This window comes from Clostridium subterminale (assembly GCF_039521425.1).
Taxonomy (GTDB): Bacteria; Bacillota; Clostridia; order Clostridiales; family Clostridiaceae; genus Clostridium_J; species Clostridium_J subterminale.
Genome location: NZ_BAAACI010000005.1, coordinates 263,047 through 286,372, shown reverse-complemented (window position 1 = coordinate 286,372; position 23,326 = coordinate 263,047). Strand labels below are relative to the sequence as shown.

Sequence of the window (23,326 nt, the reverse complement as noted above, 5' to 3'; positions counted from 1 at the left end):
AAGTCATAATATCATAAATGTAAGAATTTTAAAACAAATATAATAAAAAAATGAAGAAATGTTTACACACTTCTTCACTTTTTTAATTATAACCAACATAAAATTAGTTATAATTAACTTTCTAACTTACTTAATCCAAATTAAGCTGTGTGAACTCTAGAAACCATAACTGTCATATCATCCTTAATCCTATTTTTCCCTATTCTCTTTGCTTCATTAATTATACCCTTAGATATTTCTTCTGCACTCACATTATCATTTCTACATAAATAATCTAATATCCAATCTATCTTTCCACTAGATTCTTCATCACAGTCTGTGACCCCATCCGTTAACATAACAATCAGATCACCATTTTTTACTTTCTTACTATGAATCTCTATATCTGCTTCATCTAGTATTCCAATAGGTAAACTTCTAGATTTAATAATATCTATGGTGTCGCCACTTTTTACAATACTAGCTACTGCTCCTACCTTCATAAAATCTACTTCTCCACTATACAAGTCAATAGCGCTCAAATCTACTGTAGAGAATTTTTCCTCCTCTGAAAATTTAAGACTCATTATAGAGTTAACTGTATTTATAGCTGTAGTTCTGCTAAAGCCCGCACCTGTAAATTTCTCAATTAGTTCAACTACAGCCTTACTTTCTCTTCCTGCCTGTGGACCCGATCCCATTCCATCGCTAATCACCATCATGTAGCTACCATCATATCCTTCTCCAAAATTAAAATTATCTCCAAAGATAGTTTGTCCATCTTTGCATATCCTCGATACACTAGTAGTTACTCCAAACTTAGGCACTTCTTCAAACATAGCAGTACACTTATTTGTTATAGGATTAATCTTACAACCATCAGCTTTTAATTTCATTTTATAATCTACACAATCATTAATTAAAGGGAGTATTTTCTTTACACATAAATTTCTTCCATTGCAAGAATCACAGGTTATCTGTATATTCAACCTTTCATTCTTATCTTTTATAGCAAATACATCTTCAACTTCTATATCATACTTTTCTAGAATTCTTATAATCTTTTTTTCTGAATCCTTATCTTCATTAAAGTCCGATGAAAACTCTTCCATAATTTCATCTACAGACTTAGCCATGTTATTGAATTGATTTGCAATTAATTCTCTACCCTCTGCTAATCTACTTCTCCACATTTCATTTATGATAAATTTATTTGTAATATCTTCTGTATTTCTTATTAGTGAAGCCTTCCTTATACATTTCTTTTCTAATAACTGCGGAAAAATGTTAGTTTTATTCTGAACACTTTCTAAAAGTTCTCCAAAGGCCTTATAGGTACTTATCATTTCTCTTCCCCAACATATACCACATGTATCACAGTTATTACATACTCTATTAGCTAAATTTTCTATAAGCCCACTACTTTTACTATTCATATCTAGCTTATCATTATCAGCTAAATTATTCAATGTACCAGCCATATTTAAAAGCACCTCAGAAAATTTATCTAACCTATCTGTAAAAATTGCTTTTACTTTATTAACATATCCTTCTTCATATCTTTTACTTTTTTTCTCTACATCTAACTCACCAGATATAGTTTCATATATCCCATTAGGTATAACTATAAATAATGCTGTAGATAAAATTCCTTCTGCTAATATAAATTGTGAAATCCCCTCTGGCATATACGTAGCTATATAAATTTTCATTATACAAAATACTATAAATGATGCTAAAGCTGAAATTAACTTTCCACCTTCTCTAAATATTCCTGAAGTTAAAGCACATACTCCCAATACTGTTGCATAACCAAAAATATTCTGACTAGACATTCCCACAATTACACCCATAGCAATTCCTGCTGTAGCACCTACGCTTGTACCACAAACATAACCTATAATAGATACACATGCAATGCTTAATACACTTAAAATTGATATATTGAAAATTTCAACTCCCCAAGTACCTGCTATTATTAAAGCTATTAATATACTCATAGAAACTATTTCTTCATTTGAAAATAAGTGCTTTGTTCTTATCTTTTTAAAACTATTTATACTGTACTCTAGTATTAAGTATACGGGTATTATGCTTACTCCTTCTAATGCAGTATTACCAAGTGCCAACATTAGTGTATACTGATTTACTAACATAGTATATGCAAAAATCATTATTAAAGTTGCTCCTATAATAACAAACTTTTGAATTTTCTTTTTTATAAAACTATTTAAAATTAAACATATTATAACCAAAGTTGGAACTATTGTTATATACATTAAAGAATTTTCTAATGTCCCTATTGTAGTTATGTATCCCAATATAGCCCCTAGCCCAACAAATAAAGATAATCTGTTATCCCCTAAAAATAATATTGTAAGTAAAAATGCAACTCCAAAAGGTGCAGATTTATTTATCATTATTACTCTACTAACTAAAATAGCAACACAGAAAAACATAATACTCTTCGCTACTATTCTTACTCCGTCACCATCCCTATCATTACTAATAACCATACTGCTTTTTACTCTTTTATATGTCCTAATATTCTCTCCATATTGCATAATAATTTCACCCACCTGTATTTTTTTTACAGGTTCATTATATCAATGTCCATTGGAAATAATTGTAATTTGATGGAGCATACATAAAAAAATTTATTACAATAAACTCCATTTTATCTCTCTTTCCCTTTTTAGTTTATAGTTCTAAATTATTCAGTTATTCACCTTATAGCATGGCTTTAGTAAGTCTATATGTCTTAATTTTCTTAACTTAATCTACTATATTTTTATGTCATGAATAATAATTAAAAAAGGTTTCATGGGGAAAATATTTTTCATATAAATCTAATAAATTAATATACTTATATTTAAATCTATTTTCAAACTTCATTTTAAAAATTCAATTAATTAATTGTTAATATAAATTAACTGAATTTTTTAGAAAAAAAAATGGATTGAATATATATCAATCCATTTTTATGGTTGCGGGGGCAGGACTTGAACCTACGACCTTCGGGTTATGAGCCCGACGAGCTGCCAACTGCTCCACCCCGCGTCATTTGGTGCTGAAGACCGGAATCGAACCGGTACGGTGTTTAACCACCGCAGGATTTTAAGTCCTGTGCGTCTGCCTGTTCCGCCACTCCAGCATGTTATTTGGCAATTTATTTATTTTTAAAAATATGGTAGCGGAAATAGGACTTGAACCTACGACCCTTCGGGTATGAACCGAATGCTCTAGCCAGCTGAGCTATTCCGCCATATGGTTGCGGGGGCAGGACTTGAACCTACGACCTTCGGGTTATGAGCCCGACGAGCTGCCAACTGCTCCACCCCGCGTTATTTGGTGCTGAAGACCGGAATCGAACCGGTACGGTGTTTAACCACCGCAGGATTTTAAGTCCTGTGCGTCTGCCAGTTCCGCCACTCCAGCATATTACTTGGCAATTTATTTATTTTTAAAAATATGGTAGCGGAAATAGGACTTGAACCTACGACCCTTCGGGTATGAACCGAATGCTCTAGCCAGCTGAGCTATTCCGCCATATGGTTGCGGGGGCAGGACTTGAACCTACGACCTTCGGGTTATGAGCCCGACGAGCTGCCAACTGCTCCACCCCGCGTTATTGGTGCTGAAGACCGGAATCGAACCGGTACGGTGTTTAACCACCGCAGGATTTTAAGTCCTGTGCGTCTGCCAGTTCCGCCACTCCAGCATTTCTGCCATCACCTTTCAGCGACAATATTTATTATATGGTATATTATTAACTATGTCAACAGTATTTATATAGTTTTTTTCTATTTTTTATTTATTTTTTATTAACTTGTTATAACTAGATATATAAAATATATGTTTTAGTTTAACTTCCACTAAAATAAATAAGAGTGCTTAAAAAGCACTCTTTAATCCTTTCGGTATAAAGCTTAATTATATCCTTTTCTGCTATATCCTCTACCTTTTCCACCATCTTGGTGTTTCTTAAGATCTTGAAATCTTTCTTCACTATCTTTTAAGAATTTTGACATCCTATCTTCAAAACTTCCTGCACTTGTAGTTTTAGATTTTTCCTTTTCCCAATCTATATCTACAGGTTTAAAAGATTTTTTAGGTGTACCAGCTTGTTTTATGGATAAGCTCATCTTACCATTATCATCTACAGATATGACTTTAACTTTAACCACATCATTTTCTTTTAAATGGTCATGTACATTCTTAACAAATACATCAGATACTTCCGATATATGAACTAAGCCTGTTTTCCCTTCCACTTCAACAAATGCACCAAAGTTTGTGATATTAACTACTTTACCTTCTATAATGCTTCCAGCCTTTAAGGTCATATTGAAAAGACCCTCCTTAAATTTATAATTTAAATTTATATATACTACAACTAATAATAATTAGCCATAGTAATTTTCACTTTATTTACTGTCTACTACAGGAGATTCTCCTTCTTTAATTAACCCAAGCTTTTCCCTTGCAAGTTTTTCTATATACCTACTATCTTGTGATAGTTTAATCTCATCCTGTAACTTTTGATTCTTCTCTTGTGCTGATTGTAACTCTGAAGTATAGTTATCAATATCTTTATGCTGCCTAAACATTATTATTTGTTGATTTATAAATGTAAAGCCTACGTAAAGAGCTATAAGTAAAAGACCTATCTTTTTTAAGCTGAATTTCTTCATATTGATTTTCCTTCCTTATTACAAATAGTAACATATACATGGGTTTTATTTCCATATAGCCAAATTAACCTATAGTTATATTGTAATTTGAATTTTTATTTTCTTCAACCCTTAATATTATTAATTTTATATTTTTTTTGTTATTTTGCTAAAAATAATTCTTATAGGATAGAAAATATAGTAAAATATTACTCTAAAAATAGTTAATATAACATTTAACATACTTCCATATCCTAATATAAATATATTACTAAATAATTTAAAATATATAAATAATCCAATGAAATTATATACAAATACATTAAAGCTCATATAAGCATAATTTGTATACATCATAAAAATAAACACTATAATACCAGTTAATATCCAGAATAGCATATCCTGTATTGCTGTTATGATAGTTCCAGGCTCTTGAAAGCCTCTTATTACTCTATATACATCAAAGAAAATACCAACTAGCATTCCACTAAGTAAGGAGAATATAAATAATGTTATTTGTCTACCCATATCAAATATCATAACTTAATCACCTAAATATTTTAGAAATAATACTATTTTGCTTCTTTGGTCTCTTTTCTTCGCTTGTATATACTACATAAGATATTTTCCCCGTTATTACCACATCTCCATTTTGGACATCTAGCTTGGTCATCTTTAACCCTTCGCCTCTGATATCCATATCTCCCAACACAGTTATTATAAGTATCTGTTCATCATTGAAGCTTAATATTTCTAAAACCCCATCCAAAGTCATCTTTTTTCTATTTTCTAACGTAATAAAACTCTTTTTATTTTCTAATGATATATCTTTATTTGGTTCCATAATATCCCCCTTAAACCTTAAAAACATATTAGCTTTCTATAAAGATATATTCATTAAAAACTATTTTATGCTACTATTTATTCCTTATCCTCTTCTCCACTGATTATCTCATACATATTCTTAGCTTCTTCTTTATTTACATGATTAGCAATATTTATGATTTTTGCTTTTAATAATTGATTTGCAAATTGAATTTCTATGATATCATCTTCTTTTATAGTAGTACTTGGTTTTGCTACTTTTCCATTTATGGATACTCTACCATTTTCACATACATCTTTAGCAACAGTTCTTCGTTTGATTATTCTAGAAACTTTTAAATATTTATCTAATCTCATAGTTGCCTCCTTAAATTATATAAAATTTTTAATGAAATTATACTTTAACCAGTATCCTTTTGAATAGAAGAAAAAACCCAGAACATTTCTAGGCTTTTTCAAATAATTATTTATTTACTATGTCTTTAAATTCTTTTCCAACTTTGAAAACAGGAACTTTAGATGCTGGTATTTGTATTTCTTCTTTTGTTCTTGGGTTTCTTCCTACTCTAGCAGCTCTTTCTCTAGTTTCAAAAGTACCAAATCCAACTAGTTGAACCTTCTCTCCACCTTCAAGAGCTTCTTCAACGCTCTCTATAAATGCCTTTAACACTGCCTCGTTATCTTTTTTTGTTAGTCCTGACTTTTCAGCCATTTTTCCTATTAATTCTGATTTGTTCACAATAGTACCTCCTTAATGTTAATTTTACGTAATTTATATTTTAATTACATAAAATAATACTTACAATATTCTTACAAGTTATCTAGAATCCTTCTTTTTTTTGCAATAATTTATCTTTTTGTTGATAAATTATACTTTTTGGATTCACTCCAAAGGGTTTCCATTTCTTCTAATGTCATCTTCTTCATGTCAATACCCTTTTTAATACCGGATTCCTCAATAAATTGGAAGCGTTTTATAAATTTATCTATAGTATAATTTACTGCAAATTCTGGGTCAATGTCAAGAAGTCTTGCAATATTTACTGTGGCAAAGATTAAATCTCCTACCTCTTCCTGTATTTTTGACATATCTGATGTTTTATATACATCTTTTATCTCTTGTAATTCTTCTAAAACTTTCTCCATAGCTGGTTCTACGTCATCCCAATCAAATCCTACTTTACCAGCCTTTTTCTGAACCTTTTCTGCTCTAATAAGTCCAGGCATACATCGTGGAACATGTTTTAATTCATCTGTATAGCTAGTAAATTTCTTTTCTTTAACTTTGATTTGATCCCAATTCTCTAATATTTCACCTGTATCTTTAACTCTTACATCTGAAAATATATGTGGATGCCTATTTATCATTTTTTCAGTTATAGCTGCTACTACATCATTTATGTTGAAATAACCCTCCTCCTTACCAATTTGAGCGTGGAATATTACTTGAAAAAGTACATCTCCTAACTCCTCAATAAGTTTATTATCGTCCATTTCGTCTATAGCTTCAATAACTTCATAACATTCCTCAATTAAACCTCTTTTTAAAGATTCATGAGTTTGTTCTAAGTCCCACATACATCCATTTTCACTCCTAAGAGTAGACATCACATTAATTAAATCCTTAAAATCTTTAGGACCTTTAAGATCTTTAGGAATATATATGGAAGTTAAATAATCAATATCCTCTTGTCTATCTAAATCATATAGTTTAATTTTTCTTATACTTTCTTCTCCTTGTATGCCTGCTGCTCTTACAAAGTATATATCACTATCATCACTATAATATTCACATAGAGCTAACTTCACTTCAGAAGCAATAAATTTATTATACACCTGGGTTATTATTACTCCTAATCTCTTATCCATAACCTGTTCCCTTATATCAAAGGCATCTATTATTTTTACCCCTTCTATTGGATCAATCCTTAAGCTCTCTATAACTGCATCTACAAAGCTTACTGATGGCATCAATCTAGCTTCTATTCCATTCTCCTTGCAGAGTTCTAATAATATAGTTACAGATTTTTCTGCAACTAAGGGATGACCTGGAACTGCATATACTAAGTCTCCTTCTTGCTGATAAGTTTTTATAAGATCCTCTGCAATTGCCTTATATATATGATCAAAATTATTATATTCTTCATAAAAATTATCATAAGTATTAAACTTTACACCCATGGACTCTAAATATTTAACATTAGGGTGTTTTTCTGTTCTAAAGTATATATTTTTATTACTTTTCAAAATTTCTAGTACACCTATGGTTAAAGCCTCTTTAGAACCAGGTCCTAAACCAACCACTGTAATCATTTGAATCTACTCCTCTTTTAGTTTTTAATAAGCTTTCCCTTTATATCTTCAATAGTAAATATTCTAAATACAATTAATAGTATTCCAAATATTATTATGCCAAGGAAAATAGCTATTAAGCATGATATTCCATTACTCTGTGTATAATTATAGACATTATTATATATAAAGACAACAGATATTATCATAATTAATGACACAAATAAAGGTTTTATAACTACTTCATATATATTTATCTTTACTTTTAGTAGTTTTTTAACCTCTGCTAGGTTCAAAACGCTAGTTACTGCATATCCTACTATACTTCCAATTATTGCTCCATATATATTAAATTGAGGATTACTTACTAAAGCATAGGTAATAACTACTTTAAATATACACCCTATTCCAAGATAATATATTGGTTTCATATATCTACCACAGCTTTGTAAAAGTGATGTAGTAGTCTGTGTTACTATAATTAATGGTATTGATAAAGATAATAATTTAAGTATTTCATGTCCAGCTACATCTCCCATAAACACTAGTCCCATAATAGGCCTTGAAAGATAAAATAATCCTAAAGCGCTTGGAATACCTATAACAAAAGATAATTTAAATACCATATTTACCCTTCTGTATAATTCATTTTGATTATGCATAGAATACACCTCTGATACTATAGGTACTAAAGCTGAGCATAGTGCAATAGAAAGGGCCAATGGTATATTTTGAAGAGTCATGGCCTTACCTGTAAATTGACCATATAATATAGCACTCTCTTGAATTGTATACCCAGCTAATAAAAGTCTATGAGGTACTATTATAGAATCAATTAAAGACATAATTGTTCCAACTGCCGCTCCTACTGATATAGGAAATGCTGCTTGAGCTAAGTTTGATAGTATTTTATTGTTTCTTTTTACCTTTAATTTATAAGACTTTGGTCTAACAAATAAATATTTAATCACCAGGTAAACACTTCCAAATGCGCCCCCAGCTACTGTTCCAAAAGCTGCTCCCGCTGCTGCATATTCAATCCCCTTAGGAAGTAATAAATATGCACCTACCACCCCAAAAACAACTCTACCTATCTGTTCTATAATTTGAGATATTGCTGTATTATTCATGTTTTGAAGTCCTTGAAAATAGCCCTTTAATGTACACATAATACATACAAATATAGGTGCTATGGATATAATCATAAAGGAATGATATGACTTCTTATCCCACCTTAAGATATTTATAATACTATCTCCAAAGTATAACATCAAAAATGATATTATTACCCCAAGGGGAATCATTATTTTAAGCGTGTCCTTAAGTACCTGTCTAACAGCATTAGTATCATTACGAGCATTATACTCTGATATTAATTTTGACATAGCAATAGGTACTCCTGAAGCTATTGCTACAAAAGTCATATATAGAGGGTATGACATCTGATAATATCCCATCCCTTGATCCCCAATTAAACCTTGTATTGGTATTCTAAAAAACAAACCTAGAAATCGTGCAAAAATCGTAGCTATTCCTAAAATCATAGTTCCTTTTAAAAGCGATTGTTTTTTCATACTTCCTCCTCAAAATACTTTGTATAATTAATAAGTATTTTAGGGTGAAACATTTTATTACTTAATGCATATAATATCTAAGTAACTTTAACTTCTCCAGTAATAAAATAAAATGCCATAAGATGTGAATTATTATCAATCTTATGGCAATAACTATATATTCCTTATTTAATTTTACATTAAATATAATTATGCTTTTAAGCATCTATTGTTCCATTTGTTTTCCTAAAAATGAAGCTGCCGTTTCTGCAAGCTTTAACTCTAAGTCTCCAAACTTCACATTTTCTTTTGAAACTATGATTACTGTTCCTACTGTATCTCCTTCTGCAATTATTGGTGCTACAACTTGTGTTGTATATTCATCTACTGACTCTCCGTCACATATAGGTATTAGTCCCTGTGAGTTCTTATCTAGAAGAGTAGCCTTACGCATTTCCATAATTTTATCTACTTCATTACTAATCTTTTTATCTAAATAATCTTTCTTTGCCCCACCACTTACAGCTATAACTGAGTCTTTATCACAAATTATAATTATATTACCAATAGTTTGATGTAGCGCCTCGCTATACTCCTTAGAAAATTCACTCAATTCTTCTATTGGGGAATATTTTTTTAATATAACTCCCCCTTCCCTATCCGTAAATATTTCCAGTGGATCTCCTTCTCTAATTCTTAATGTCCTTCTTATTTCTTTTGGTATTACAACACGGCCTAAGTCATCTATTCTTCTTACTATTCCTGTAGCTTTCATTAAATATCCTCCTTATTTATGTAAATAGTATTAATGCTATTATTATCCTTCTTAACTCAAATTTTATACATCCTAGAAATTTTTTCATTAATAAAAAATAAAAAAGATTAATGCCAAATATGACATTAACCTTATTTTTACTAATGATTAACTTAATTTATCTTCATATAATTTTATGTTTGCATCCTTTTGCCAAGCAGTTACCGTTTCTACCCACTTATTATATTTATTTTGTTCTAATAGAACGTCCTTAACATCTTCTTTAACTTCTTCTAATGGTCTAACAGGATATTCTTCTTTATCTAAGCACTTTATAACATGGAATCCAAATTTAGTTGATACAGGTGTTTTAGTATATTCATCTTTCTTAAGGCTTATAGCTGACATTAAGAAAGTTTTATCATACTGATTGCTGGTATATTCAATCCAGCCTAAATCTCCACCTTTATCTTTTGTAGCATCTGTACCTTTTTCAGCAGCAAGCTTAGCGAAATCTTCTCCCTTATCTAATCTTGCAATTATGTCTTTAGCCTCTTCTTCTGTCTTAACTAATATGTGAGCTGGTTTGACTTTATTAGGACTTTCAGTATATAAATTTTGATTGCTATCATAATAAGTCTTTATTTCCTCATCTGTTACAGCAACATCCTTAACTACCTCTTCATATACAGCATTAGATATTATTGCTGGTTTTAATTCTTCTAAAAAGCTCTCTTCTGTAACTCCAGCTGCTTTAAGGGCATTTTTATACTCTTCATCCGATTTAAATGACTTCTTTATCTCATCAAGTTTTTCTTTAGACTTAGTCTGAACTTCTTCATCAGAAGGCACTACTTTAAGCTTTTCGCCATTATTTTTTATAATAATATCATTAACCATAGTATCAAGCATGCTTAATCTTTGTTGCTTTATATATTCCATTGCTTCTGAATTTTCTTTATAGTTTTCTCCATACTGAGCCTTTACTTGCTCATAAACTGTGGCTAACTTACTGTCCACTTCTCCTAAGGTAATCTTTTCTTTATAAACCTTAGCAACTACCGTTTTACTAATACCTTCTTCAGTTTTTTCTATCATTCCACAACCTACTGCTGAAAACATTAGAGTGGATGCCATTAGACCTGCTAAAATCTTCTTTAATTTTATCAATTTATTATCCTCCATTCGGTTTTTTTTAGTTAATATTGCTATCTAATTTTACCATATAAATACTATTAAATAAATAGTAGCTAAATCTATTTACTCTTTGTTGATAAATCCTTAATAATATTTATAAGTTTATCTAATAGCTCCTTTTTATTCATATCCTTACTCTTATACACCAAAACTGGAACATCTCCCATTTTAAATGTGATTTGTCTTTTATAATTGTCTAATATATATTTTACCATTTCTGAAGTTAAGTAGGATTTATCTTTAAATGTTATTTGCACTTGAATTCCAGTATCCTTTATTTCTAAAACTCCAATTTCTCTAGCAATAGCCTTTAAATATGCTATATTCATTAAATTATAAACACTGTTTGGAATATTAGAGTATCTATCTTCAATCTCCTCAATAACATCTAACATATGTTCATAGGATTCAATAGACGCAATCTTTTTATATACTTGGATTTTTTGAGTTTCATCCTGTATATAGTTACTTGGAATATATGCATCAATTTTCATTTCCACTGTAGTTTCAATAGGTTCCTTGTCTACTTCACCTTTTACAAGACTTACAGCATCTTCAAGCATTCTACAATATAAGTCATATCCTACAGCAGACATATGGCCACATTGAGCTGCTCCCATTATATTCCCTGCACCTCTTATTTCTAAATCTCTCATAGCTATCTTTAATCCTGAACCTAATTCTGTAAAATCTTTTATGGCCTTTAATCTTTTTTCTGCAACTTCTGTCAGAACCTTATCCTTGGTGTAAGTAAAATAAGCATATGCTATCCTATTTGTTCTTCCTACTCTTCCCCTTAATTGATATAGTTGAGATAATCCCATCTTATCTGCATTTGCAATTATCATAGTATTTGCATTCTGAATATCTATACCAGTCTCTACTATAGTTGTACTTAAAAGTATATCATATTTTTTATCTACAAAATCTATAATTACCTTTTCTAATTCTCTTTCAGTCATCTGACCATGACCTATAGCAACTCTAGCTTCTGGCACTAGCTTTTGTAAATACGTTGCCATATCACTTATGGTTTCAACTCTATTATATACAAAAAATACTTGTCCTCCCCTATTCATTTCTCTAATTATCGCATCTCTTATAAGTTGATCATTAAATTCTACAACATAGGTTTGAATAGGATATCTCTCCTCAGGAGGAGTTTCTATTATACTTATATCCCTTACTCCTGTTAAAGACATGTGTAGGGTTCTAGGAATAGGAGTAGCACTTAAAGTTAATACATCTATGTTTTTCTTTATTTCCTTTATCTTTTCCTTGTGACTAACACCAAATCTTTGCTCTTCGTCTACAATTAATAAACCTAAGTCTTTAAATACTACACTCTTTTGCAACAACTTATGAGTTCCTACTATAATATCTAAATTTCCTTCTCTTAGAGCATTTAAAGTTTCTTTGACTTGAGAAGCTGTTCTAAATCTACTAATCATTCCTATTTTGATAGGAAAATCTGAAAACCTTTTTAACATATTTTTATAGTGCTGCTCTGCTAGTATAGTAGTAGGTACTAATATAGCTACCTGTTTTCCATCCATAACACACTTAAATGCAGCTCTAAGAGCAACTTCTGTTTTCCCATATCCAACATCCCCACAAAGAAGCCTATCCATAGGTTTGTCGCTTTCCATATCTATTTTTATATCCTCTATTGCAGTTAACTGGTCTGGAGTTTCCTCATATGGAAATTCTCCTTCGAACTGACTTTGCCAAGGGGTGTCCTTCGCATATTTATGACCTTTTAGTGTATTTCTAATAGCATAAAGCTTAACTAAATCTTCAGCAATATCTTCCACAGATTTTTTTACTTTACTCCTAGCCTTTGCCCATTCACTTCCACCAAGTTTGTTTATTTTTGGTGATTTACCTTCACTACCAATATATTTTTGTACTAAATCTAATTGTTCTACAGGAACATATAAAGTATCTCCTGAGTTATACTCTAAAACTAAATAATCTTTTTTATTGCCTTGCACATCTAATTGGTTAATACCTTTATATACACCAACCCCATGGTTTACATGTACTACATAATCACCAAGCTTTAAATCTGTAAAGCTTTTTATTTTTCCTGCTCCTTTTTTAGTAGTTCTTCTTGTAGCTTTCCTCTTAGATTGACCGAAAACCTCAGAGTCTGATATAATACATACTTTTAAATCAGGATACTCAAAACCTTTAATAGAACTTCCAAAGGTTACTACTACTTCCCCTTGCTGAATGCTAGAAACTAGATCTTTATAGGTAGCTTCTATACCCCTGTCTCTTAAAGTATCAATTAACCTTTCTCCTCTTGTTCTTGTTCCAGACAAAATTAAAGTTCTATATCCTTTTTTCTTTTTCTCTATGATATCCTCAATAAGCATGTCTAACTGTCCATGATAATCATGAATTGTAATTTGAGAAAGTGATATTAAATTTCTTGGTTTTAATACTTTAGAAGTAGTTGCTAAACTCTGCAAAGTTATAGTTTTGCTTACTTCTAAAATTTCTTCAATCATTTCTTTAGGTATTAGTAGCTCTCCTTGTTTCGGCAAAATGTTACCTCTGCTTAAAAAGTTCTCATAGTTCTCCTCAAATTCAAAATATACACTATCCAACTTACCCATAGACCTATTTACATCGTCCACTACAATTAAACTATCTTTAAAATAGTCTAAAAATGTAGTTTTATTTTTATAAAAATAAGGAATATAACTATCAATAGTTTCAAAAGTCCAAGTTTCTTCCAAACTCTCTAAGTTTGTCTTAACTGTAGAATTTATTCTTTCTAAGGCATCCCTATCTTTAGATTTTTTAAATCTTGATATGGCTCCATCTAATTCATCTTTAATTTCTTGTTTTGCAAGATTTATAAGTTCTTCTGTAAGAATTATCTCTTTTGCCGGAAATATCTCTATTTTATCTACTTTATCTATGCTTCTTTGATTATCTTTATTAAAAGTTCTTATGGAATCTACTTCATCATCAAAAAGCTCAATCCTAAAGGGCATGCTACTAATAGGAGGATAAATATCTATAATCCCCCCTCTAACTGAAAATTGACCTATATTTTCTACAACACTACACCTTTCGTAACCACACTGTACAAGCTTTTCACTCAGTTCCCTTATATCTACTGTGCTCCCTAAAGAAATTTCAAATAAAAACTTCTTGAATAGCTCTACAGGAGCATAAGATGCTGCTAAAGCCTCTATAGAGGTTACAACAATATTTCTTTCCTCTTGAAGAATCTTATTTAATACCTTCAGTCTCTCCCATCTCAAATCTCCAGATACAGCTTCTACATTGTAAAAAGTAACTTCCCTTGTAGGAAAATAATATACATCGTTACAATAAAAGCTAAGATCCTCATATATATTTTTAGCTTCCATATCATTATGAGTTAGCACCAGCATACTTTTTTCTATATCTTCATAAACACCATATAACAAGTAGCTCTTACCAGATTCTGAAAGGCCATGTATGCCTAATGGATACTTTTCTTCATCTATGTATCTCTTTATATCTTTATATTCACTACTTAACTTTAAAGGTGTCATTACTCCTTTTAGTCTCAAAATATCACCTCTTAAACTATTTACTACTTTCCTGCATTAAAAGAATTAAATTTATTCATAGCTTGATTAATTCCTTCACCTATGATTACTGCTACTGCATCTACAGCTGCCTCAAAGGATTTTTCTACAATCTCTCTATCCTCATTGGAAAATCTTCCTGTAACAAATTCAACTAAATCATAGGTTGGCTGTCCAATTCCAACTTTAATCCTCGAGAAACTATCAGTACCCAAATGAGCAATTATATTCTTAATACCATTGTGACCGCCTGCACTTCCTTTTCCCTTTATTCTAAGCCTTCCAACTTCTAGACTAATATCATCGTATACAACTATAATATTTTCCACTGGTATTTTATAAAAGTCAATTATACTTCTAACACTTTCACCACTTAAATTCATATAAGTTTGAGGTTTTAAAAATATAACCTTTTCATTAGCTATACTGCTCTCACCGTATACTCCTTTAAATTTTGTCCTATTTATACTAAAGTTATACTTTTTTTCACACATATCAACTACATCAAAACCTACATTATGTCTTGTTTTATCATACCTATCTCCTGGGTTTCCTAATCCTACAACTAAATACATAATAACCTCCAAAATATTTTATAACATCAATAACTTTCTATATAATAAACTATTATTTTCTATAAACAGAGTTCTTTGCTTCAGAGGGAGTTTTTACTCCCACTGAAGCTTAGAAATCGTTATCCAGGGACGTAGCCGCTCTTTACTCCCACTTTGAAGAAGATGGGAGTATCAGAGCTGGTAGTCATCGGATAAAAATAATCTTCTTTGACTATTATACTAGAAGTTTTCCCTAAAAACAAAAGTAGCATCCTTAAATGCTACTTTTTATATATTACTCTGGAATTTTTATTTCAAAATCAACATAATCACCATTTTTGAATACTGTGTATTTTATTGTATCTCCATTTTTAAACTTACTCATTATAGAATTTATATCACTGACAGTATTAACTTTCACACCATTTACTTCTATAATTATATCTGTAGGTCTGATTCCAGCTTCATAAGCCAAGCCATTTCTAGTAACTTCCTTTGCATATACTCCATCAATACCATTTTCACTTTGCGAAATAGCTTCTTCGCCATAGACTCCCATATGGTTAATAAGAGAATCCTGCTTATCTAAAATACCATAGGCAATAGGTTCTAGATCCTCAGCAGAAATATAGAAACTATTTTTCAAAAATTCATTATGATATGTCATAGAAGTATTATTTACTCCTATAAGCTCTCCATCCAAGTTGCATAAAGCTGCTCCAGTATTAATAAACTTAGGAACAACCGACGTCTTTATCATTCTTAAAGATTCAGATACTTTAGTTTCTCTATTTTTAAATACTATATTCTCTCTAGTATTTAACACCGTGCTTACCTCTATGTTTTCATTAAAGGATTTACCTAACGGATTTCCTACACTAATAACTTTGTCACCCTTTTCAACCTTAGTAGAATTTTTAGCTATAGTCATGGGTTTTAATGATTCACCATTTATTTTAATCATAGCAATGTCATAAATACTATCAAATCCTACAATAGACGCATTATATACAATATCATTGTGTAACTTTACTTTAACACTAGTTGCATCCTCAATACCTAAATAGCTAGTTATAACATACTGTCCATTTTCTATGACAATTCCTACTCCTACATTAGTTTCTTTTGTACACTTATCATCCGTAATAACCTTAATAACTGAAACAACCGATTGAGATACTCTTTCAGCAGCTGATTGAAACTTTGAATTAGTTGTATTAACTTCTGTATCTTTATCATCATCATTACCCTGAACATAATAATTTTCTTTTTCAGTATTCATAACTAAAGCTGTGACAGCCCCACCTAAGGAGGCTATAAATAAACAAAATATAGTAATTACAACAATTTTGCCTCTGCGCTTTTTCTTAATTTTATTAAAGGTAATCCTTGCTTTAACATCTTTGTACTCATCATTAAAATTGCTCATAATAGCCTCCTTTCTCTTAGTTTCTTAAGATTATTACATACTCTTTTTAGCTAACTGTAGAGTAAATATAAATTCAACTCCATTTTCTTTATTACATGCCCATATTTCTTCATCATGTAAACTAACAATCTTTTTAACTATAGAAAGTCCAAGTCCTGTACTCACTTTCTGTGTTCTTGATTTATCACCTTTATAGAACCTTTCCCAGATATGTTTAATATCTTCTTCATCTATATTAGGCCCCTCATTAAAGATTGATATATTAGCCTTCTTACCTTTTTTTCTACAGGATATTTTTATCAATCCATCTTCTTTTCCATATTTAATAGCATTATCTAAAAGGTTAGTTACAACTTGTGTTATCTTATCCTCATCTGTAAGTACCCAAAGTTCGCTTCCTTCAAAAAATACCTGTACATCTAAATTTTTATTTCTTATTCTATTTTCATTTCTTAATATACATATCCTAACTATTTCATTAATATCCACTGGTACCTTATCTAGCTTATAAGTTCCAGATTCAACTGTTGATAAATCTAATAAATCATTTATAAGTCTTGTTAGTCTCTGTATTTCTTCATAGGTTATATTTAAATAATACTTATGTTTTTCATCAGGAACTACTCCATCTAAAATTCCACCTATAAATCCTTTTATAGATGTCATTGGAGATCTTAACTCATGAGAAACATTTGAAATAAATTCTTTTCTATTTTGTTCTACCTTTTGTAGGGAATCTGCCATCACATTAAATGCATTTGCAAACTCCTCCATTTCATCATCGGAGTGAATTTCAACTCTCTTATCTACATCCCCTTGAGCTATTTTTCTTGCAACTCCACTCATTTCTGATAGTGGGTTAACTATCATTTTTTGAGAAAAATAATAAATTACAATACAAGAAGCAATTACAGCAAACACTGCAGATAGCCAAATAATTTGATAAACATTAGAAAGCGATTTATCTAAAACATCTGTTGTTCCACTAATTAAAGCCACTCCTATAGATTGATCTTTAGCATCTTTTAAATCTTCCACCATAACGTATATTTTCTCATCCATATAGACGCCATAGTCATTAAAAGCATCTATATAGTCACTATTCTTTATATTTTCCAGCTTATCATGAAAAATCTGTTTCCCCATAAGGGGCTCATATTTAATAGCAGTAACTGAGTAAACATATCCTTTACTATCTACAAGAACTATGTCTTCATCCATATATGATGACATATTTTTCATATTTTTGGTTAATTCCTCATGTGATGAGGTAGTATTTAAATACTCCCCTGCCATACTTCCAATTGCACTTATCTGAGTATTAAGTTGTTCTTGCCTTGTCTTTATAAAATAATCTTGAAACCAAAAGGAAAGAAATGCAGCTAAAATAGTAAAGCTTACTGTAATTATAATGGTGTAAGTAACAACCATTTTAGAAAACAAGCTATTTTTCACCATTTATTTCACCTCAAACTTATATCCAACTCCCCAAACAGTTTCTAACTGCCAGTTATCTCCTCCTGCTACTTTTTCTCTTAATCTCTTTACGTGAACATCTACAGTTCTTGAATCTCCTGGATAATCATATCCCCACACTTCACAAAGCAGTTGTTCTCTTGTAAATACTCTGTTTTTATTACTTGCTAAGAAATGTAATAATTCAAATTCTTTAGGTGGCATTTTAATTTCTTGCCCCTTGTATGTTACATTATATGAATTTATGTCTATAATTAAATTATCAAAGGTTAATGTTTCTTTACTATCACCCTCTGCAGTATATCTTCTTAAAACAGCTTTAACTCTAGCCATAAGTTCCTTAGGTTCAAAAGGTTTAACTATATAATCATCTGCTCCAAGCTCAAGTCCTAAAACTTTATCAAAAGTTTCTCCTTTTGCTGTTATCATTATAACTGGTGTTTCACTATCCCTTCTTATCCACTTTAATACATCTATACCATCTAGATATGGTAACATAACATCTAAAAGCACTAAATCAGGTTTGTAACTAGTAAACGCTTCTTGAGCTTCTCTTCCATCATTTGCCACTTTAACATGGTATCCCGAATTCTCCAAATACATCTTTATTACTTCACATATATTTTTATCATCATCAACAACTAATATCTTTCCTAAATTACCTTCCATTGATATCCCTCCTAAATACTTAAGATATTTTATTTAATTTACGAATATAATTTCTACATAATATCTTTTATAATATTATATAACAATAACTTTAAGTCCAAGTATTTTCTCGTTAAAATTAATATTTTTAACAAAATATTTATAAAGTTATAGTGAAAATATTCCTTTTTGTGCTAAAAAATAGGGGAAGAAAAACTTCCTCCCCTAAATAAAACTAAATCACTATCTAAACTTAAGATAAATACATATAATATTATTCTTCAAAAAGCTTACTTACAGAAACTTCTTCATATATTCTTCTAATAGCTTCTGCAAATAAAGGTGCTATAGATAATATCTTTATCTTATCAAGCATTTTTTCTTGTGGTAAATGAATACTATCAAGCATAACTAACTCTTTTATAACTGATGCTTCTAGCCTTTCTAAAGCTGGGCCAGAAAGTACAGCATGTGAACAACAAGCATACACTTCTGTAGCACCCATTTTAACTAAAGCATTAGCACCATTACAAATAGTTCCAGCTGTGTCTATCATATCGTCTATTAATATGACCTTTTTACCTTTTACCTCACCGATTATATTCATAACTTCAGCTACATTAGCCTTTGGTCTTCTCTTATCTATAATAGCTATTGGAGCATTTAATTTATCAGCAAATTTTCTCGCTCTTGTAACACTACCAAGATCTGGTGAAACTACTACTACATCATCACAATCTTTAAAACCTTTTTCAATAAAGTAATCACTTAGTATTGGTGAACCCACTAAATTGTCTACTGGAATATTGAAATATCCTTGTATTTGAGCTGCATGTAAGTCCATAGTTAAAACTCTATCTGCTCCTGCTGCTGTAATTAGATCAGCAACTAATTTTGCTGTAATTGGATCTCTAGCCTTTGCCTTTCTGTCTTGACGTGCATATCCATAGTAAGGAATAACTGCAGTTATTCTTCCTGCTGATGCTCTCTTAAGGGCATCAACCATAATTAAAAGTTCCATTAAATTATTGTTTACTGGGGCACTAGTTGGTTGTATAACAAATACGTCAAGCCCTCTAACAGTTTCTCCAATGTTTACTGCAATCTCACCATCACTAAAAGTAGTAACTTGACTTTCTCCAACAGAAAGCCCTAATCGATTTGCAATATCAGCAGCTAATTCAGGATAAGAGTTTCCTGCAAAGATTTTAATGTTTCTTCCATGGCTTATCATTTATGTAGTCCTCCTAAAATTTTATTTGTTTTTATTTTTATCATATACCCAGTTCTCTTTATTAATTTGCCTAGCTCTTGCTATAGCTAAAGAGCCCTCTGGTACTTTTTCGGTTATTGTTGATCCAGCTGCAATATAAGTATTATCTTCTACTTCAACTGGTGATACTAGGTTAGTATTACATCCTATAAATACATTGTTTCCAATTGTAGTTTTGTATTTTGCTTTTCCATCATAATTAACTACAACAGTTCCGCATCCAAAATTACATTTTTCTCCCACTTCAGCATCTCCTATATAGGTTAAATGGGATACCTTAGTTCCATCACCTATTGATGATTTTTTAATTTCTACAAAATCACCTATTCTTGCATTGTTACCTATAGTTGTTTCCGGTCTAATATACGCAAAAGGTCCAACTGTAGTATTATCTCCAATTTTACTATTTAGTACTACAGAATTTTCTACAGTTACATCATCACCAATTATACCATTAGTTATTCTGTTATTTGAGTATAATACACAATTTTCACCTATTACTGTAGTTCCTTCTATAACATTTCCTGGATATATAACTGTATCTTGACCTATAATTACGTCACACTCTATATAAGTGTTTCTAGGATCCATAATTATAACACCATTATCCATATGCCCTCTATTTATTCTACTTCTCATTATATCATTTGCAACTGAAAGTTCTTCCTTTGAATTTACTGCTGTAATTTCTTCTACATCAACAGCAATAGCTCCAACTTTCTTATCTTCACTTTTTAGTATTTCTATTACATCTGTTAAGTAATACTCACCTTGATTATTGTTATTATTAAGTTTACCTAAAGTATTTAATAATGTATCTATATCAAAACAATACATACCTGAGTTAATTTCATTAACCTTTACTTCTTCTTCATTACAATCCTTAAATTCTACAATCTTCTCTACTTCTCCTTGAGTATTTCTAATTATTCTTCCATACTTTAGAGGATTGCTCATTATAGATGTCAATATTGTGGCACTACATTTTTGTTCCTCATGATATTTAGTAAGTTTTGTTACTGTCTCTTCCGTTATTAAAGGACCATCTCCAACAAATATTGCTACTGATCCTTTTTTACCTTTTAAAAATTCTTCTGCACACATTACTGCATGACCAGTACCTAATTGTTCTTCTTGAACTGAGTAGAAAATATTTCTACTTTCAGTGCCTTTCCTAACTTTATCAGCACCTTTTCCAATAACCACACTTACTTCTTCTACTCCAGACTTTCTTATGTTATCTATAACATGGTTTATCATTTCTTTTCCACAAACTCTGTGTAGAACCTTAGGAGTATTAGATTTCATTCTTTTACCTTCGCCAGCGGCAAGGATTATAGCACATTTATACAATTCATACACCTCTTCATTTAAAATGTAATTAATCTTTCTTATTAAATCATTCTATTATACTTTAATACTAATATTTCTTAAAACTTCAATATTAATCTATCATATTTATTATATTTATATACTACTTCTATACTATTATATTGAAACTGTTACACTTTTTCAACCAAAGTATATTTTTTACATAAAAATATGTATTAACTATACACAAAATAAAAAGGAGTGCTACGCTCCTTTTTATAACTAGACTATTTCATCTTCTACTTGCTCTTCATTTTTAACTTTTTCATACTCGTCAAGTATAGATTTTTGAATTTTCTCTCTTGTTTCTGTATTAATTGGGTGAGCTATATCCTTAAATTCTCCATCAGGAGTTCTTCTACTAGGCATAGCTATAAAATTACCACTTTGACCCTCAATTATTTTGATGTCATGAACCACGAATTCATTATCTAAAGTTATAGATACTATAGCCTTCATTTTTCCTTCTGTGGTAATCTTTCTAATTCTAACGTCTGTAATTATCATGAAATTCCACCTCCAAGATGTGCTTTCATGTATTATTCTACTAAGACAATGTAATTCCTTCTATTTGTCGAAAGATTTTCCATTTTATTTGCAGTTTACTTGTTTTTTTCACTAGATGGACTAACAATTGCAATTCCATCTTCTCCAATGCCATAAAAATTTACTAATGAAATATAATCATCCACTAGTTTATCCTCAACTTCTACATTATCTATTAAAAAACCACTACCTAATAATTCACTATCAAATTCACTTAAAAGTTCTTTAATACCCTTTGCAGTTCCTCCACCTCTCATAAAGTCATCTACAAATACACACCTGCTATTTCTCTTCATAGACTTTGTTGATAATGTCATAGTTTGAAGTCTATTACTTGAACCAGAAGCATAATTTATACTTACTGTAGTACCTTCTGTATATTTAGTGTCATGACGTACTGTAACAAGCTGGACTCCTAATTGTTTTGCAACCTCATAACCTAATGGAATACCTTTAGTTTCTATTGTAACTACATAATCCACATTCATGTCTTTAAATTTACTAGCTAATATTATAGCTGAATTTTGAATAATACTTGGATTATATGCTATATCCGTTATATATAAAAAATTACCTGGAACAACTCTAGATTGTTGTCTTAATGCTTCACACAAATCTTCCAAAAACTGTTTTTTGTCTTCGTTAGACTTTTCATTGATAAATCTTATTCCACCAGCAGCACCTGCTACTGTTTCTATCTTTCCCATAGATAAACCTTCTATTACTTCCCTAACTATAACTATATCTTCGCTAATAGTAGATTTTGCTGCATTAAATTTCTCTGTAAATAAATTTAAAGTTATAACCTTATTAGGATTTTCAGTTAAAACTTTAGTTATACCAATAACCCTTTGGTTTCTATTAAATTTATGTTTAATTTTCTCCATACAAACTATACCTTCCCGAATTTTATCTTTATTTTTACCTTTATTGTTCACATTTATTCTATATGTTTTATTACTATATTACAATTACTTTTTTTATTTTCTTCAATATAATATATAAAATAACATGAATTAACTCTATATAAGCCTTAATATAAATTTAATCAATTAATTATTCTGTTAAAATAGATAGCCATATTAATAAACATACTAACAAAAGTAACTCCTGTGAACCTAATAAGAAACACTAAAAAACTATCCTTATTTACCTCTAATGAT

The 23,326-nt window shown here is 30.4% G+C and carries 20 protein-coding genes and 8 tRNA genes; all 28 read right to left on the bottom strand.

Annotated elements, in window-relative coordinates:
• Positions 1-140: 140 nt before the first annotated feature.
• Complete coding sequence (gene spoIIE, locus ABDZ93_RS08885) at positions 141-2,543, bottom strand: stage II sporulation protein E (RefSeq protein WP_343825629.1); 2,403 nt, start codon at positions 2,541-2,543, stop codon at positions 141-143.
• Positions 2,544-2,963: 420 nt separating this feature from the next.
• A tRNA-Met gene (locus ABDZ93_RS08880) sits at positions 2,964-3,039 on the bottom strand.
• Between the two features lie 5 nt (positions 3,040-3,044).
• A tRNA-Leu gene (locus ABDZ93_RS08875) sits at positions 3,045-3,133 on the bottom strand.
• A gap of 34 nt (positions 3,134-3,167) precedes the next feature.
• Positions 3,168-3,244 (bottom strand) — tRNA-Met (locus tag ABDZ93_RS08870).
• Between the two features lie 3 nt (positions 3,245-3,247).
• Positions 3,248-3,323, bottom strand: a tRNA-Met gene (locus ABDZ93_RS08865).
• 5 nt (positions 3,324-3,328) lie between these two features.
• Positions 3,329-3,417, bottom strand: a tRNA-Leu gene (locus ABDZ93_RS08860).
• A 34-nt stretch (positions 3,418-3,451) separates the two neighbouring features.
• Positions 3,452-3,528: transfer RNA gene (locus ABDZ93_RS08855), tRNA-Met, on the bottom strand.
• A 3-nt stretch (positions 3,529-3,531) separates the two neighbouring features.
• Positions 3,532-3,607 (bottom strand) — tRNA-Met (locus ABDZ93_RS08850).
• Between the two features lie 4 nt (positions 3,608-3,611).
• Positions 3,612-3,700 (bottom strand) — tRNA-Leu (locus ABDZ93_RS08845).
• A gap of 208 nt (positions 3,701-3,908) precedes the next feature.
• Positions 3,909-4,325, bottom strand: a complete 417-nt coding sequence (locus ABDZ93_RS08840) for a S1 domain-containing RNA-binding protein (RefSeq protein WP_343825627.1) — start codon at positions 4,323-4,325, stop codon at positions 3,909-3,911.
• 81 nt (positions 4,326-4,406) lie between these two features.
• Complete coding sequence (locus tag ABDZ93_RS08835; RefSeq protein ID WP_343825625.1) at positions 4,407-4,673, bottom strand: FtsB family cell division protein; 267 nt, start codon at positions 4,671-4,673, stop codon at positions 4,407-4,409.
• Between the two features lie 126 nt (positions 4,674-4,799).
• Entirely contained in the window at positions 4,800-5,192 is a 393-nt protein-coding gene (yabQ, locus tag ABDZ93_RS08830; protein WP_343825623.1) for a spore cortex biosynthesis protein YabQ, read from the bottom strand.
• Between the two features lie 7 nt (positions 5,193-5,199).
• Positions 5,200-5,496, bottom strand: coding sequence for a sporulation protein YabP (gene yabP / locus ABDZ93_RS08825; protein WP_343825621.1), 297 nt, complete (start codon positions 5,494-5,496; stop codon positions 5,200-5,202).
• A gap of 77 nt (positions 5,497-5,573) precedes the next feature.
• Complete coding sequence (locus tag ABDZ93_RS08820; RefSeq protein WP_343825619.1) at positions 5,574-5,834, bottom strand: RNA-binding S4 domain-containing protein; 261 nt, start codon at positions 5,832-5,834, stop codon at positions 5,574-5,576.
• A 106-nt stretch (positions 5,835-5,940) separates the two neighbouring features.
• Positions 5,941-6,216: an HU family DNA-binding protein gene (locus ABDZ93_RS08815; protein ID WP_343825617.1), complete on the bottom strand. Its 276-nt coding sequence runs from the start codon at positions 6,214-6,216 to the stop codon at positions 5,941-5,943.
• A gap of 110 nt (positions 6,217-6,326) precedes the next feature.
• The gene (yabN, locus tag ABDZ93_RS08810) at positions 6,327-7,790 is read right to left on the bottom strand and encodes a bifunctional methyltransferase/pyrophosphohydrolase YabN (protein WP_343825616.1); all 1,464 of its coding nucleotides are present in this window, start codon (positions 7,788-7,790) and stop codon (positions 6,327-6,329) included.
• A 17-nt stretch (positions 7,791-7,807) separates the two neighbouring features.
• Entirely contained in the window at positions 7,808-9,343 is a 1,536-nt protein-coding gene (locus ABDZ93_RS08805) for a putative polysaccharide biosynthesis protein (protein WP_343825614.1), read from the bottom strand.
• A gap of 205 nt (positions 9,344-9,548) precedes the next feature.
• Complete coding sequence (gene spoVT, locus ABDZ93_RS08800; protein ID WP_343825612.1) at positions 9,549-10,097, bottom strand: stage V sporulation protein T; 549 nt, start codon at positions 10,095-10,097, stop codon at positions 9,549-9,551.
• A 147-nt stretch (positions 10,098-10,244) separates the two neighbouring features.
• Entirely contained in the window at positions 10,245-11,246 is a 1,002-nt protein-coding gene (locus ABDZ93_RS08795; protein WP_343825610.1) for a peptidylprolyl isomerase, read from the bottom strand.
• A gap of 86 nt (positions 11,247-11,332) precedes the next feature.
• Positions 11,333-14,848: a transcription-repair coupling factor gene (gene mfd, locus ABDZ93_RS08790; RefSeq protein WP_343825609.1), complete on the bottom strand. Its 3,516-nt coding sequence runs from the start codon at positions 14,846-14,848 to the stop codon at positions 11,333-11,335.
• Between the two features lie 23 nt (positions 14,849-14,871).
• A complete protein-coding gene (pth, locus tag ABDZ93_RS08785; RefSeq protein ID WP_343825607.1) occupies positions 14,872-15,441 on the bottom strand; it encodes an aminoacyl-tRNA hydrolase in 570 nt (189 codons plus the stop codon).
• A 274-nt stretch (positions 15,442-15,715) separates the two neighbouring features.
• Positions 15,716-16,849, bottom strand: coding sequence for a S1C family serine protease (locus ABDZ93_RS08780; protein WP_343825606.1), 1,134 nt, complete (start codon positions 16,847-16,849; stop codon positions 15,716-15,718).
• Positions 16,850-16,882: 33 nt separating this feature from the next.
• Entirely contained in the window at positions 16,883-18,307 is a 1,425-nt protein-coding gene (locus ABDZ93_RS08775; RefSeq protein ID WP_343825604.1) for a sensor histidine kinase, read from the bottom strand.
• On the bottom strand, positions 18,308-18,994 hold the full coding sequence (locus tag ABDZ93_RS08770) for a response regulator (RefSeq protein ID WP_343825603.1): 687 nt from the start codon (positions 18,992-18,994) through the stop codon (positions 18,308-18,310). It lies immediately after the preceding gene.
• A 253-nt stretch (positions 18,995-19,247) separates the two neighbouring features.
• Positions 19,248-20,207 (bottom strand): ribose-phosphate diphosphokinase, encoded by a 960-nt coding sequence (locus ABDZ93_RS08765; protein WP_343825601.1) that lies wholly within the window; start codon positions 20,205-20,207, stop codon positions 19,248-19,250.
• Positions 20,208-20,228: 21 nt separating this feature from the next.
• Positions 20,229-21,599, bottom strand: a complete 1,371-nt coding sequence (gene glmU / locus ABDZ93_RS08760) for a bifunctional UDP-N-acetylglucosamine diphosphorylase/glucosamine-1-phosphate N-acetyltransferase GlmU (RefSeq protein ID WP_343825599.1) — start codon at positions 21,597-21,599, stop codon at positions 20,229-20,231.
• Between the two features lie 240 nt (positions 21,600-21,839).
• Entirely contained in the window at positions 21,840-22,124 is a 285-nt protein-coding gene (spoVG, locus tag ABDZ93_RS08755) for a septation regulator SpoVG (protein ID WP_035132518.1), read from the bottom strand.
• 95 nt (positions 22,125-22,219) lie between these two features.
• Entirely contained in the window at positions 22,220-23,050 is an 831-nt protein-coding gene (purR, locus tag ABDZ93_RS08750) for a pur operon repressor (RefSeq protein WP_343825596.1), read from the bottom strand.
• Between the last annotated feature and the right edge of the window lie 276 nt (positions 23,051-23,326).